Below are 14,974 nucleotides of genomic sequence, written 5' to 3'. Positions count from 1 at the left end.
AAAAATCTCATCACTTTAAGTGACGAGATTTTTTGGAAAGGGTATGTTTTATATGTTAAATCGTAATATCAATTCCATTGATGATACAATTATTTTAATTGTATCAAATTTTAGTACCAACCTCTTAGTTTCATAGCTTCAGCTACTTTTTTAACTGAGAATGCGAATGCTGCATCTCTCATTGTAGGTGCATTGTAAGTTTCTCTTGTTTGCCAGATATTGTTGAATGCTTTTACCATTTCTATTTCTTGTTTTTCTTCAACTTCTGCTTCTGACCAATAATATCCGTATAGGTTTTGTACCCATTCAAAGTAGGAAACAAGAACTCCGCCTGAGTTAGTAAGTATATCAGGGCAGATATCTATACCTTTTTTGATCAATATTTCGGCAGCTTCAGGAGTAACAGGACCGTTAGCGGCTTCACATATTATTTTTGCGTTTACTAAATCTACGTTTTCTGCAGTTATTGCATTTTCCATAGCAGCCGGTATTAATATATCTACATCTAATTTCCAGAATTCATCAAGAGTTATTTCTTTTGCTCCCGGAAATCCTATTAATGTTTTGTGTTCTACTTGATATTTATCTAATTCTTCAAATTTGAATCCGGCATCATTTACTATCGCGTAAGTTTTGTTAGATTTGAAATCATATTCAGCTATAGCAGTTACTTTTCCGCCTTGTCTTATAACGTTTTTAACTGTGTATCTACCAACATTACCGAATCCTTGTACAGCTGTTTTAGCTTTTTTGAAATCTATACCTTTTTTAGCTGCAAATTCTCTTGTTATTACAGCAACACCAAATCCTGTAGCTTCGTTTCTTCCTAAAGAACCGCCGAATGCAACCGGTTTACCTGTGATAAAACCTATTTCCATTTTTTCGCCATTTAATTTGATGTATTCATCAGCCATCCAAGCCATTATTTGTCCGTTTGTATTAACGTCCGGAGCAGGTATATCTATTTTTTCACCGATATATTTGTATATTCCTCTTATATATCCTCTTGCTACTTGTTCTAATTCTCTATCTGATAATTCTTTTGGATTAACGCAAACTCCGCCTTTTCCGCCACCATATGGAATACCTACTATACCGCATTTGAAAGTCATCCATAGAGAAAGTGCTTTTACTTCGTCCAAGCAAACGTCTTGATGGAATCTGCATCCACCTTTTGATGGTCCTATAGCTGAGCTATGAGCTGATCTCCAACCTTTGAATACTTTTACTGAACCGTCATCCATTTTAACAGGTATAGATACTTCTATTACTCTTTGAGGTTCTTTTAATAATTCATAAACTATTGGCTCTACTCCTAAAAGGTCGCAAGCACTTTTTAATTGTTTTTGAGAGTTAACTAATGGATTTAAAGATTCTGTTGCCATAATAAAACACTCCTTAAAATTAAATTTAAATTTTTATTGTTTAATATAATCAAGAAATCATATAAATTATGTAAAACTGCAATAAAAAAAACAAGTATAAGAAAATGTTTTTTAATTTTTTGCAAATGATTTCTTTTGTTTGTGTTAATTATAAAACAATTTGATTTTTTTTTGCAAGCATTTTTTTAATTTTTTTAAAAAAATATTTTTTTTGAATTTTTTCTTGCAAGAATTGTATAGATTTTTTGTTTTGAAAACTTGTAGGAAAATAAAAAAGCGTATATAAAAATGAGTGAATACAAATGTTATATGATGGTTTATACATAGTTATAAAATAAAATAAATTTAGAATAAAAATAATGTTATATTGCAAATAAATTTATTTTAGAAAATAAAAAAAGTTTGACTTAAGTAAAAAGCCAAACTTTTAAATTCTTAACAGTATCTACATTAATTAATATAATTAATCTGTAATGGTTTTAATCTTTTTTTCGTTATATATTGCGGAATCCATCTTAATTTTTGAAACGGAATTCACTACGACTGTTGTGATAAGTACACATATAACTGCTTCCGGTAAACCTGACGTTATACTTACTCCCAGTATAGCACTTTTAGCTTGTTCAATAGGTTTACCTATCTTTTCCATATATGGCTGTGCATACATAAGATATATGCCGCCAAGGACTAAGACGGTATTTGTCATCGAACCTATAAAAGCACTTGCTGTTATTGCAAAATTATTGTAGTCGCTTTTGTAAGTAATATATGCCAAAATTATTGATGTAATTAAGAATATTGTTGTCAACACAGCATTAAAGATATGAGCACTTACTATATTTTGATATAGCAGATATGATAAAAATATTATAAAAATCGGATACAATATGTAACTTATAATTTTTAAAAGTTTTTTATCCTTATCAACAAGTGCTGCATATACATAGTATGATACAATTCCTATAAGAACTCTTGGCAGAATTGATATGAGGGGATTGTAAAATACAAATGATATTGGTGTAGGTGACATAAAAGCCTTGATAAATGATGACAGACCGAATATGAGACCTATTGATGCTCCAACCACAGGGCCTTCTAAAATTGCACCGACTATTACAGGTATGTGCATAGTTGTAGCATTTATAATACCGAGCGGTATAAAACCTAATGGAGTCAATCCAAGTATTACAGTGATTGCTCCGAGCATAGAAGATACGACGATCTTCTTTGTCTTTGAGTTATTCATTTTGTCCTCCAGATACACTTCTTTATTTAAAGATACTGTTCTGTTGCTAATTATACTACTTATTTATAAAAAATGCTATAAAATTTAAAAAATAATTATATTTCTATTGGAATGTCTCTGAAAACTACAGTTTATTTTTATTTATTATAGTCACATTCATATCAAAGAAAAAAACAAATTAATTGATAAATTTTATTATATATATACTTGAAGTCGGTTTGACTTTTTGGATATAGTCTAAATTCTATTTAAGAAATATCCATATTTAAACTTAAATAATATCATCATTTACAAGAAAACTTACATTAAAATATAGATATTATGAGATTAATTTGTTATATCTTGATATGATAGTAAGTTATCATATGATTTTGAAGTATATATTGCATTTGCTATAGACCTTGAAATTACTTTTGCTGCCATAGATCCCGCAAAGCTTATATCTACATCGATTTTGCCTGTCGATAATGTAAATATAGTATCTCCGTCAAACATAGTATGTACAGGTATTATACTTCTTGCAAATCCATCATGAGCCATTTGAGATATTTTGTTGCAATTTGCTTTTGTAAGATTTGCGTTTGTTACTACAATGGATATTGTTGTATTTGTGGCTTTGTTGAACACATTATAGTTTTCTAAATTTTTTTCGTATATTTTCATAGTGTCTAAAAATTTTTTTTCTTGTTTTGAATATGCACCTGCAATTTGTATATTTTTTTCGGAATCATATACATCACCGAATGCGTTTAAAACAGTAAGGGCGGCTATTTTAAAATCGCCTATGCTTATAGAGGCTTGTCCTATACCTGATTTCATGGCAAATTCTTTGCCAAGTATCTTTCCTACACAAGCTCCTGTACCTCCGCCTATACATCCTGATAAATTATTATTAAATGTAGCGTTTTTACAGGCTTCGTATCCCATTTTAAAATCAGGTCTTATTTTATTGCTACCAACTGTCAAATCAAATATTACTGCGCCGACAACTATCGGGACTTTACAAACTGTTACATCCATCCCCATATCATTTTCTTCGAGGTAGTGCATAATTCCGCTTGCAGCGTCAAGTCCATATGCTGAGCCTCCACTTAGCATTACAGCATTTACCTTTTCAACTAAATTTTCGGGTTTAAGCAAATCGGTTTCTCTTGTACCTGGAGCGGAGCCTCTTACATCAACTCCACAAACAGCGCCATTTACAGGTATTATTACAGTAGTACCTGTAAGAGCGCTATAATCTTGAAAATGACCTACCTTTATATCATCAACATCTGTCAAAAGTCCGTTATACATAATATACTCCTTTAAAATAAATTATTTTGAGAGAAATTTAAAATATTATACTATAAAATAAAAATTATATAAAATAGAAAAATATATTTTTTATACATTTGGGATATTTTATAAAAAATAAAATATCAATTGATAATATATATCACTATAAATATATTTGTGTCGATATTGTATTATAGGCAATTTATTAGTAAAATGTTGCGAAAAATTATTATCTATTGACAAAAAAATATAAAACATATAAACTCATTATATAATCATTTTGATAAATTTTACTTAAGTGGCAAGTGATGCTATTTTTTAATAAAATTATGGATAAGTTGTATAACTATATAAGATTAATATAAATAGTCTACCGGAAAAATTAATTATTAGGTTTTTTTATTCTATAAGATTTTAGTATAAATATATATATAACTTAAAAAATTATTATAATTTACTTATAGATTTATATAAGTATGTTGGAATATTTAGTGAATGAGGTTTATTGATGAAGTACGTAGGTATTGATATAGGTTCTACTGCAAGTAAAGTGGTAATTATGGATGAGGAAAAGACGAATATTTTACATAAAAAACTTATGCCAAGTGGTTGGAACAGTAAAGAGACAAGTATGGATATACATAGATGGATTGAGGATTTAGGTTTTGATTTTAAAGATATAAGTATAGTTGCAACCGGTTATGGTAGAGTAAGTGTACCTTATGCAAATAAAACTGTAACAGAAATAACATGTCATGCTAAAGGGGCTTCGCATATGTTTAAGAATGATGTTACAGTTATTGATATAGGTGGACAAGATACAAAAATAATCAAGATAAAAAATGGCAATGTAATAGATTTTTTGATGAATGACAAATGTTCGGCAGGAACAGGCAAGTTTTTGGAAATAATGGCTAATAGGCTTGGACTCAGTCTTGAAGAGATGTTTGAATATGCAAAAAAAGGAAAAGAAGTCAAGATTTCTTCTATGTGTACAGTATTTGCAGAGTCAGAGATTATATCTCTTATGGGGAAAGGTACACCCAGGGAAGATATAGCGTCAGGTGTAGTTAACTCTATATGTACAAAAGTAGTATCACTTGTGATGAAGAAAAAAGAGAGTGAAAGATATTTTTTGACAGGCGGTTTTTGTGATTCCGAGTATATGATAAAAGAACTTACAAAAAAATTGGGAAAAGATGTTTTTACTGATGAAAATGCAAGATTTGCGGGTGCGATAGGAGCTGCATTGTTAGGATGAAGGATATAGTGCAAACTATGGCTGAGTATAGAAGAAAAGCCTATGTAGATACTTTGATGAAGATGAAAACTGAAGATAATGTAATAGGTATATTTGGCGAAGGAATAGATGAAGCTTTTTTATATGCTTATGGACTTGTAGTCATTCCTATCGTAGGAGTGGATTCGTATATTTTTGAGTATGGGGAGTATGACTCTTGCGACACTATAAGAAGTACGATTATATATATGAAAACAGGAAAATGTCCATTGCTCTTTTCATCTAAAATGTATCTTTTATCAGATATATGTACGAATATTTATAATGCTTTTTGTGAAAATACAGATAAAGTTGTAGAGGTATATTCAAACAATGAAAAATTGGCAAGGGTGATAGAAAGGGTTTATAAAAGAAAATTTGACAATAATTTATACAATGTACAGAAACAAAGGTTGCAATATATTGAAAACTTATATGAAAAAATAGAAAATTCAAATTTGTCTATGAAAGAAAAATTTATGCTCAATTTTTTTTCAAAATACATAATATCGTTAGACGAGAGAATAACTTTTCTTGATGATATAAGTAAAAATTTATCGTCAGGAAATAAAAATAAGAAGAGCATATATACACCTTGCCCATACGGAATATATGAAAACATATCAAATCAGTTTGAAAAAGACATATTGCTTAAGCAAGGTATTAAAAATATTGATATAGCTTGTAAAGGGTGTATATACGATGCACCTTTATATATAAATTATTAAGAAAATAAATATTGGGAGGTATAAAAAATGGCAGACAATCAAAAAATGTGGCAAGAACTTGGCATGGATGTTGAAACTCATGATTTACTATGTGAGGCTTTACCGCAGGCTTTTGGAGATGTATTTTTAAGCCAGAAGGACAGACCGAATAAGATGGATTATTTTAATATGGTTGTTGCAGATATACATGGAATACGTCCTTCAGAATTGATAGAGCATCAAAAAAATGGAGGAAAAGTAGTAGGAAGTTTTTGTATTCACGTTCCGGACGAAGTAGTTATAGCAGCGGGTGCAATAGCGACAGGTCTATGTTCAGGCTCTCAATTTTGGGTTCCTGGCGGAGAAAAAGTATTGCCTACAGCGACATGTCCTCTTATAAAAGCATCTTTAGGTGCAAGATTTGATAGAACTTGTCCGTTTTTTAGAATATGTGATCTATTTGTAGGTGAAACCACTTGCGACGGTAAGAAAAAAGCTTGGGAAGTGTTGTCGGAAGATGCTCCTATGTATATAATGGATATACCTCAGATGAAAAGACAAGATGATTTTGAAAAATGGGAGAAGGAAATAAAAAATTATATAGAAAAATTGGAGAAGCTTACAGGAAATAAAGTTACACAGGACAGTTTGTATGATGCTATATTGACTGTTAATGCCAAGAGAAAAGCTCTTCAAAGATTAAATGAATTTAGAAAATTGGAAAATATCCCTATAAGCGGTAGAGATGTATTGCTTATAACTCAGATAGCTTTTTATGATGATCCTAAGAGATTTGCGCAGATGGTAAATACTCTATGTGATGAGCTTGAACAAAGGAAAAAGGATAATTTTAGCGTATATGAAAAAGGTACAAAAAGAATACTTTTAACAGGTACACCTTTATCAATACCTAACTGGAAATTACATCAAATAATAGAAACAAGTGGTGGAGCTGTGGTATGCGAAGAAATGTGTACAGGCATAAGATATAGTGAAGCGCTTGTAAATGAAGAAAAAGCATCCATGGAAAAAATGATTGAAAATTTGGCACAAAGATATTTAGGTAATATAAACTGTGCATGCTTTACACCGAACAAGTCAAGGATAGATGATATAATCAGGCTTGCCAAAGAATATAAGGCTGATGGAGTAATAGATGTCAATCTTAAATTCTGTAATATCTATGATATAGAAGGATATTTCGTAGAGAAAGCTTTAGCGGATGCAGGAATACCTTGTATAGGAATAGAAACAGATTACACAGATGAAGATGCTGAACAATTAAAAACAAGAATAGGCGCATTCATAGAAATGCTTAGTTAATATTATGGAAATGAAACATTATGTATTAGTATCAAACTCTATGGATGCTATGGCATTATATCAAGCTATGGAAGATAAAAAAATTAAATCAACTTTGGCTCCTACACCGAGAGAAGCTGATCATTGCTGTGGAGTTTGCATATTATATTACGATGAAAATGATAAAGATATGATAAAAAAAATATCAGAAGAATTAACAATAAATATAGATGATTTCTATTCTTGTGAAAATAAAGATGATCCAAACAGATACAAATTTTGCTGAAATTGTAATTTCAACATATGAGAAAGTAATTTTTAGTATAACATTAAGTATTCGCGTATTGAAAATATTATTTTTTTATGATAGTATTTATTGAAAAAATTTTTTAACTAATAAATTACTTTATTTAGAAAGGGTATTTGAATTGTGAAGAAAAATAAGATAAAAATACTTTCCTGTATGTTAGTGTCAATTTTATTGTTTTCCGCTTGTGGTGTCAAGAAGGATAAAGGAGTAAAAGAAAAGCAGGGAGAAGTGTCTCAAAAACAGGAACAGCAATCAGATGAAAAAATGTTGTTGCAAGATAAAATGTTTTTCTTAAACTCTATTCTTACATTAAATATAATGGACGAAGATGCGGATAAGGATGAAATATATAAGAAGGTTCAAGAAAGAGTGCAGGAATTAGAAGAAAAATTTACTATTAATGCAGACAGCAGTGAAGTGTCTGAAATAAATCAAAATGCAGGTATCAGACCTGTAAAAGTTTCAAAGGACACATACTATGTCATAAAAAGCTCTATCAAATACAGCGAATTATCAGGAGGTAAATTTGATATAACTGTCGGAGATTTGGTAAAATTGTGGGGAATAGGTACTGATAAGGAAAAAGTGCCCTCAGATGATGAAATAAAATCAGCACTTGCAAAAATAGATTATAGAAAAATAGTGCTTGATGATACTGCTCAAACAGTATTTTTACAAGATGAGGGTATGGTTATTGACCTCGGAGCGATAGCGAAAGGATATGTTGCAGATGAAATAATTAAAATATTGGAAGAAAACAATATAAAATCTGCAATAGTAAACTTGGGAGGCAATGTATATGTTCATGGTAGCAAGAACGGCAAAGATTTTAAAGTCGGAATAAGAGATCCTTTTTCGCAAGATGCCAACGCCTATTTTGGAATATATAAAACTCAAGATGAAAGCATAGTTACATCAGGTGTATATGAAAGATATTTTATAAAAAACGGTGTTCGTTATCATCATATATTATCAACTTCAACAGGTTATCCTATAGATAATGAACTTATGTCAACCACTATACTTACAAAAAATTCAATGGTAGCAGATGCACTATCTACAACTACATTTGCACTTGGAGTAGATGAGGGACTTAAATTAATAGAAAACACACCTGGCGTTGAAGCTATATTTGTGACAAAAGATAAAAAAGTTTATATGACATCAGGTGTAAATGAAAAACTTGAGTTGACAAATAAAGAGTATGAAATTTTGCGGTAATCAGTTAATATTATAAAAACTTATTAGCTTCTTTATAATAAATATATTTGAAATATGAATTGTGTAATATTTTTGTAAAATGTTGTAATTTTCATTTTTGCAAAGCTTAAAATAGTTAATATTATGCTTGCTTTTTTAGAAAAATTGTGTTATTCTATCAAATGTAATTGAATAAATTTGGAAGTAAAAAAATGTTTTTGTTTGCCTTAATAATATAATTTTATTTACAATAAGGGTCACACGTAATGTTTTTTTAAAAGTTCCACAGTTTTTGAGTTACTAAAAATTATATTTATTAAGGAGGCATTTACAATGACTGGAAAAGTAAAATGGTTTAATGCAGAAAAAGGATTCGGATTTATAGAAAGAGAAGGCGGAGACGATGTATTCGTACATTTCTCAGCTATACAAACAGATGGATTCAAAACTCTTGACGAAGGACAAGCAGTAGAGTTTGAAATAACTGAAGGAGCAAGAGGACCACAAGCTGCTAATGTAGTTAAACTTTAATAATTAGACAATTCATTTAACCGAGAATTATTTCTCGGTTAAATTTTGTTAAAAATTATTATGTAAATGTTGATAATGTCAAAATCAGATGAAAGCCTGTTTTTTCATTAAAAATCAGGCTTTTATTTTTGCCATAAAAGCAATTTTCCTTAGTTTTTTATATAAATTGTGATATTTTTTAAAATATATATGGTATATTAAATTTAGTGGTATAATTTTATATCAATATTGTTTAAAAATCATAAATATTTTATTATTTTTTGAATAAAAACCTATATTAAGCCGTTTTTTAATTATATGCTTATTCAGGTATTTGATTTATAGAGTGATGTTAGAATCTGAAACTACTATATTAATAAAATTATTTTTGCTTTAGTAGGTTTTGGTGTAGTTCATATTTGTATGAACATTGTAGATGTAAAGGGAGAATGTATGAATTTTAGAGAAATAAACTGTATTAACGAGAATATATTGAGAGCTATAGATGATATGGGATTTGAAAATATGACGCAAATTCAGGAGCAAATAATACCGATTGCACTTGAAAAAAAAGATGTTATAGGACAATCTCAAACTGGTACCGGAAAAACAGTGGCATTTGGGATACCCATAATAGAAAATATAGATTTTGAAAGTGAAAAAATACAGTCTGTTATAATGACGCCTACAAGAGAGCTTGCTTTGCAAGTTAGTGCGGAAATAAACAGGTTGTTAAAATATTATCCGTCAAAATCGGTAGCTCTTTATGGTGGTGAAGAGATTACAAAGCAGATAAAAAGATTAAAAGACAGACCTTGCATAATAGTTGCAACTCCCGGCAGATTAATGGATCATATAAGAAGAAGAACAGTAAAAACTGAATATATAAATACAGTTGTTTTAGATGAAGCTGATGAAATGTTGTCTATGGGATTTATTGAAGATGTTGAAGAAATATTGAATGAAATGCCTAATAGACTTATAACTATGTTGTTTTCTGCTACTATGCCTGACAGAATAAAAAATATCAGCAAAACTTTTATGAATGAACCTGCACATATAAAGGTTCAATCAAAAGCAATGACGGTAGATGCGATAGATCAAAAATATATTGAGATAAGTGAACATGAGAAGTTTGAAGCACTTTGTAGATTACTTGACATATATCAACCTCCTCTTTGCATAATATTCGGAAGAACAAAAAGAAGAGTTGATGAACTTATAAATGGATTACAATTAAGAGACTACAAAGTAGAAGGTATACATGGAGATATGCGACAAGAAAAAAGAGAAAAGGTCTTGGAAAAATTTAAAAAGAGACATATAAATATACTTGTTGCAACTGATGTAGCTGCAAGAGGTCTTGATATATCAGGAGTTACACATGTAATCAACTTTGACTTGCCACAAGAAATTGAAAGCTATGTACACAGAATAGGAAGAACAGGACGTGCCGGCAATACAGGAATATCATTTACTTTTGTTCATCCAAAAGAAATGGAGTTTTTGCAAGAGATAGAACGACATACAAAAAGTAAAATGGAGAAATACAAAAATCCTACAGGTGCACAAGCAAAAGAAGCAATATATTTAAGAGCTTCAGATAAAATAGTGGATACCATAACGAATGGAAAAGAAGAACAACTTGAAAGAATTGCAAAAACATTGTTAGAAAGTTATGATGCAGTAGATTTGATAGCTTCTGCACTAAAAATAATGACAAAGAGCGATAAGAGAAAAGCAACAGTCAGATTGACAGGTGAGTCGCCATTAAAATTGAGCAAAAAATATAGAAAATTTGAAAATAAAAATAGAGCAGGAAGTGATAAGAGAAATTATCACAAAAAATCTGATAACAGAAAAAATCATCAAGATCATAGAAACCGTCAAGATAAGAAAAACAGCAATGAAAAAGGAAATAAAGATAAAAAATCTGTAAGATATGACAGAAAACGCCAAAGATCAAATAATGAATAATTTTTTTTAGAGTGAGATAAACATAAAAAGTGAAATTAATTTTTATTTGAAAAATTGTTTTTTTGATATAAATGTGCTATAATTTTTTATACGATTTAAAATATAGTATTTATAAAAGGGTTTATACTAAACGCTAATTAAAAACTTTATTATTATAGATTGTAAATTCTGCAATTTGGCAATAGTGTTCAGTATTAAAAAATGTATTTTTATAAGTCAGACTTTTAAAAAACAGTTTTATAGATTATTGCTTATAATAATAGAATATTAACAAAGTATTTAATTATTTATCTTGCATATAAGGAGGATGTTATGTTCGGGCTTTTTGAAAAAAAATATAAATATACTACAACTATGATGATAGAAGGTATGATGTGTGGACATTGCGAAAGCCACATAGCTGATGCTCTACGAAAAGTGCCGGGTGTAGAAAAAGTAAAAGCGTCACATATCAAAAAAACAGCTATAATATCATCTGATACACCTATTGATAAAGAGTTGCTTAGAAAAGCAGTGGATGATACAGGATATGAAGTAAAAGATATAAAATAATTGTTAATCGCAGCTTTTGTTGATGAAAAGGCATTATTTATGAAAAAGAATATATTTAAACTTACAACACTATGTTCATTTTTGCTCGCAGGATTTATATATAGAGAAAATAATTCTATAGGCAAGACATATATTGATTATAGCTCTGATAAAGTACCTTATAATTTTGACGGTTTTAAAATACTGCAAATATCAGATTTACACAATAAAATATTCGGGAAAAATCAAAAGAAGTTAATTAAAAAAATAATACAAGAAACCCCTGATATAATAGTAATAACAGGAGATATATATTACAGCTATACGCATAAGATAAAAAATTCGCTTATATTTTTGAAACAGATATCAAGGCTGTATCCCGTATATTTTGTGACAGGAAATCATGAACAAAGAGATAAAAATTGGGAAAAGCATAGTAAGATTATAAAATCGTTCGGCATAAAGATTATAGATAATAAGATGGAAAAAATACGAAAAAAGAATGATTTTATTCAGATATACGGTTTAAAGGATCCTTCGTTTTATGAGAAAAAAACAAGATATATCATATTTGAACAGAAGTTGAAACATATTAAAAAATATATAGATGAAGATAAGCTGGCCATATTGCTTTCTCACAGACCTGAAAAGTTTGGAATATATGTAGAAAATGAAGTGGATTTAGTATTTTCAGGTCATGCACATGGAGGACAGATAAGATTATTTGGTCAAGGACTTTTAACTCCTGGTGAGGGATTTTTCCCTAAATATACAGGAGGTATGTATATAAAAAACAATACATCAATGATATTAAGCAGAGGTCTCGTAAGAACAATATGTACTGTGAGATTATTCAACAGACCTGACATTGTAGTTACTACACTACATACAAAAAAATGAATAATATTTGAAAATATAATAAAAAGAGATTGTATTTATATTTAAGTACAGTCTTTTTTTAATGAAATTATGAATATCTTATTTGATTTATACTGAACAATATTTAAATATCAGTTTAGCTTACTAAATGATGTTACTGATAAAAATAAAACGTTTTTATTGAAATATTTTTTTTTTATTATATAATCTAACTGTTAAAATTTGATTAAGATTAATATAATTATCGTTTCAAAAGTTGGCAAATCACTTTATAACAGTTATAGCAAGATTTAAGAATTAAAAACTTCGAATAGGGGCTATATAACATACTAACCAGCATTATACTTTTGATAGAGATTTATATTATTTTTATTAATAAATTTGTATATTTAATTAATTTTTTATTTTAAATATTGAGTTGTATATGTTCGTAATTTAATATTTATTTAAAAATTTGAAATTTAATTTATCAAAAAATAATATTTTATCTAATATATTTAGAAAAAATTAGGAGGGTAAAATGCCGGTTACAATTAAAGACGTAGCAAGGATGTCAGGGGTATCAATATCAACGGTATCAAGAGTAATAAATGATTCGAAACCAGTTAGCAGTAACATAAGAGACAGGGTTTTCAAAGTTATAGAAGAAACTGGATATGTACCGAATCCTGTAGCAAGAAGCTTAGTTATGAAAAAAAGTCAACTTATAGGAGTAATAACACCAGGGTCATCCCAATATACTATGAGTGAATTTTTAAACGGAGTCGAAGAAATAGCAAGAATGTATGAATATGACACAATATTGTGCAATACTTATTGTGAAAGCAGCAAAGAAATAGCATATGTAGATCTTTTAAAATCAAAACAAGTCGCAGGTATAATATTTATAACTCAAAATCTCAACGAAGAACTCGACAAAAAATTAAAAAAATCCGCAATTCCGACAGTTTATTACACGTTGGGAACACCTATGATTCCGGGAATAGACTATGTAGACGTTGATAGAGTAGAAGCATTTGCTAAGTTGATAGAAAAGGTTACTGATGAAGATGACGGAGATATGCTCTATTTAAGACCTGAAAAAAAAGAAGAAGATTATAAAGAAAGCAGTAAAGAAGAAATTCTAAAAAAAGCTTTGAAGAAAAAAAATATAAAATTGGCTAAATGCAAGATAATATATGGAGCAGATTCAGTAGAAAAAGCATATGAACTGGTAGAAAATGCCATGAAAAAGAGTAAAAATATCAAATCTATAATATCTTCTATAGACGAAGCTACACTTGGAAGTTTATATTATTTACAAGACAGCGGTAAAATCGTTCCTGATGATGTGAAAGTTGCACAAGTATATGAAACACAAATCACCAAAATTATAAGACCTGGAATAACATCGATATCACTTCCTTTATATGATATGGGAGCTGTTTGTGCAAGAATGATAGTGAAAGATATAGAAAATAGAGAAAAATCAAAAGAAAAGAAAATAAATGAAATGATTTTACCATATACATTAGTGGAAAGAAAAAGTACATTAAAATAAAATTATTTAATCTAAATTTAATAATTTTATTGAAAAAAAATAATATTATTGTATAATTAAAAAAATTACTGGAATATATGTCAATCTATTTTAAATTCAACCGACAATTTGTATACGGGAATCGTAGTCTATTGACTGATGATAAGCCTTAGTGTTCAATTAGGACATAATTTGGACTTCAGAAAGTCAAAGCAAGATACCCACCTGAGTAATCTCGGGACTTGAATTTGAGTAGAGACGATATTCTGGTTTTTTTTATAAAATTATCTGTTATTCTATTGAGTTAAACTGTATTTATAATGTTTGGATTTATATTTTGAAGAAATTATAAAAAATTTTGTTGTAATCAAAGTACATGTTTATTTAATAGATTTTTATTATGAGAGTACATTTTAATAAAATGCTTAAAGATAAAAAATTCAGAACGAAAACATAAAATAAATAAAGAAAGTATATAATTAAAGTAAGGATAAAAAACAATAAAAGATAAAAAAAGAACGAGAAAACAAAAAAAGTAAAAAAAATAAAAAAACAAGTTGACTAAGCATAAGTAAATATGATAATATGATAAAGCTCTCGATGAGAGAGAACAAAACAGAGATAAAAAGAAAATAAAAAATAAAAAAAGTAACTTGACAGCAAGGAAAAGAAGAGATATAATAAACGAGCTGTCAAAGGACAGATGAACAATGAAAATCGGATAGTAAACAAAGTGACTTATGAAGAATAAGTTAAATGTACCAAAGAAACAAAGTCAGTAAGGATAAAAAAATGCTGAGAGAAGTCAAATTTTAATTGAGAGTTTGATCCTGGCTCAGGATGAACGCTGG

The 14,974-nt window shown here is 29.0% G+C and carries 13 protein-coding genes and 1 other RNA gene; 11 read left to right on the top strand and 3 right to left on the bottom strand.

Features of this window, described 5'->3' with window-relative positions; genetic code table 11:
• Positions 1-110: 110 nt before the first annotated feature.
• The 3 genes from HMPREF9629_RS10705 to HMPREF9629_RS10695 all read right to left on the bottom strand — a co-directional run bounded on the left by HMPREF9629_RS10705 (position 111) and on the right by HMPREF9629_RS10695 (position 3,927).
• Positions 111-1,385: a Glu/Leu/Phe/Val family dehydrogenase gene (locus tag HMPREF9629_RS10705; protein WP_009526406.1), complete on the bottom strand. Its 1,275-nt coding sequence runs from the start codon at positions 1,383-1,385 to the stop codon at positions 111-113.
• Positions 1,386-1,848: 463 nt separating this feature from the next.
• Positions 1,849-2,631: an ECF transporter S component gene (locus HMPREF9629_RS10700; protein WP_009526405.1), complete on the bottom strand. Its 783-nt coding sequence runs from the start codon at positions 2,629-2,631 to the stop codon at positions 1,849-1,851.
• 327 nt (positions 2,632-2,958) lie between these two features.
• The gene (locus HMPREF9629_RS10695) at positions 2,959-3,927 is read right to left on the bottom strand and encodes a P1 family peptidase (protein WP_009526404.1); all 969 of its coding nucleotides are present in this window, start codon (positions 3,925-3,927) and stop codon (positions 2,959-2,961) included.
• A 490-nt stretch (positions 3,928-4,417) separates the two neighbouring features.
• Between HMPREF9629_RS10695 and HMPREF9629_RS10690 the strand changes: the two genes are divergently transcribed.
• The 11 genes from HMPREF9629_RS10690 to ssrS all read left to right on the top strand — a co-directional run bounded on the left by HMPREF9629_RS10690 (position 4,418) and on the right by ssrS (position 14,400).
• A complete protein-coding gene (locus HMPREF9629_RS10690) occupies positions 4,418-5,170 on the top strand; it encodes an acyl-CoA dehydratase activase (protein WP_009526403.1) in 753 nt (250 codons plus the stop codon).
• On the top strand, positions 5,167-5,916 hold the full coding sequence (locus HMPREF9629_RS10685) for a hypothetical protein (protein ID WP_009526402.1): 750 nt from the start codon (positions 5,167-5,169) through the stop codon (positions 5,914-5,916). The genes HMPREF9629_RS10690 and HMPREF9629_RS10685 overlap by 4 nt, the downstream gene beginning before the upstream one ends.
• 27 nt (positions 5,917-5,943) lie before the next feature.
• Positions 5,944-7,218, top strand: a complete 1,275-nt coding sequence (locus HMPREF9629_RS10680) for a double-cubane-cluster-containing anaerobic reductase (protein ID WP_009526401.1) — start codon at positions 5,944-5,946, stop codon at positions 7,216-7,218.
• A gap of 4 nt (positions 7,219-7,222) precedes the next feature.
• The gene (locus HMPREF9629_RS10675; RefSeq protein ID WP_009526400.1) at positions 7,223-7,483 is read left to right on the top strand and encodes a DUF3343 domain-containing protein; all 261 of its coding nucleotides are present in this window, start codon (positions 7,223-7,225) and stop codon (positions 7,481-7,483) included.
• A gap of 144 nt (positions 7,484-7,627) precedes the next feature.
• Positions 7,628-8,728, top strand: a complete 1,101-nt coding sequence (locus HMPREF9629_RS10670) for an FAD:protein FMN transferase (protein WP_009526399.1) — start codon at positions 7,628-7,630, stop codon at positions 8,726-8,728.
• A 312-nt stretch (positions 8,729-9,040) separates the two neighbouring features.
• Positions 9,041-9,238, top strand: coding sequence for a cold shock domain-containing protein (locus HMPREF9629_RS10665; protein ID WP_009526398.1), 198 nt, complete (start codon positions 9,041-9,043; stop codon positions 9,236-9,238).
• Between the two features lie 432 nt (positions 9,239-9,670).
• Positions 9,671-11,194, top strand: coding sequence for a DEAD/DEAH box helicase (locus HMPREF9629_RS10660; RefSeq protein WP_009526397.1), 1,524 nt, complete (start codon positions 9,671-9,673; stop codon positions 11,192-11,194).
• A gap of 312 nt (positions 11,195-11,506) precedes the next feature.
• Entirely contained in the window at positions 11,507-11,746 is a 240-nt protein-coding gene (locus tag HMPREF9629_RS10655; protein ID WP_009526396.1) for a heavy-metal-associated domain-containing protein, read from the top strand.
• A 39-nt stretch (positions 11,747-11,785) separates the two neighbouring features.
• A complete protein-coding gene (locus HMPREF9629_RS10650; protein ID WP_009526395.1) occupies positions 11,786-12,625 on the top strand; it encodes a metallophosphoesterase in 840 nt (279 codons plus the stop codon).
• Positions 12,626-13,124: 499 nt separating this feature from the next.
• Positions 13,125-14,144, top strand: a complete 1,020-nt coding sequence (locus HMPREF9629_RS10645; protein ID WP_009526394.1) for a LacI family DNA-binding transcriptional regulator — start codon at positions 13,125-13,127, stop codon at positions 14,142-14,144.
• Between the two features lie 62 nt (positions 14,145-14,206).
• A non-coding RNA gene (ssrS, locus tag HMPREF9629_RS11435) (6S RNA) lies at positions 14,207-14,400 on the top strand.
• Positions 14,401-14,974 lie beyond the last annotated feature (574 nt).

Origin of the sequence: Peptoanaerobacter stomatis, assembly GCF_000238115.1 — a bacterium.
GTDB classification, from domain to species: Bacteria; Bacillota; Clostridia; order Peptostreptococcales; family Filifactoraceae; genus Peptoanaerobacter; species Peptoanaerobacter stomatis.
This window is presented reverse-complemented; position numbering and strand designations above follow the sequence as displayed.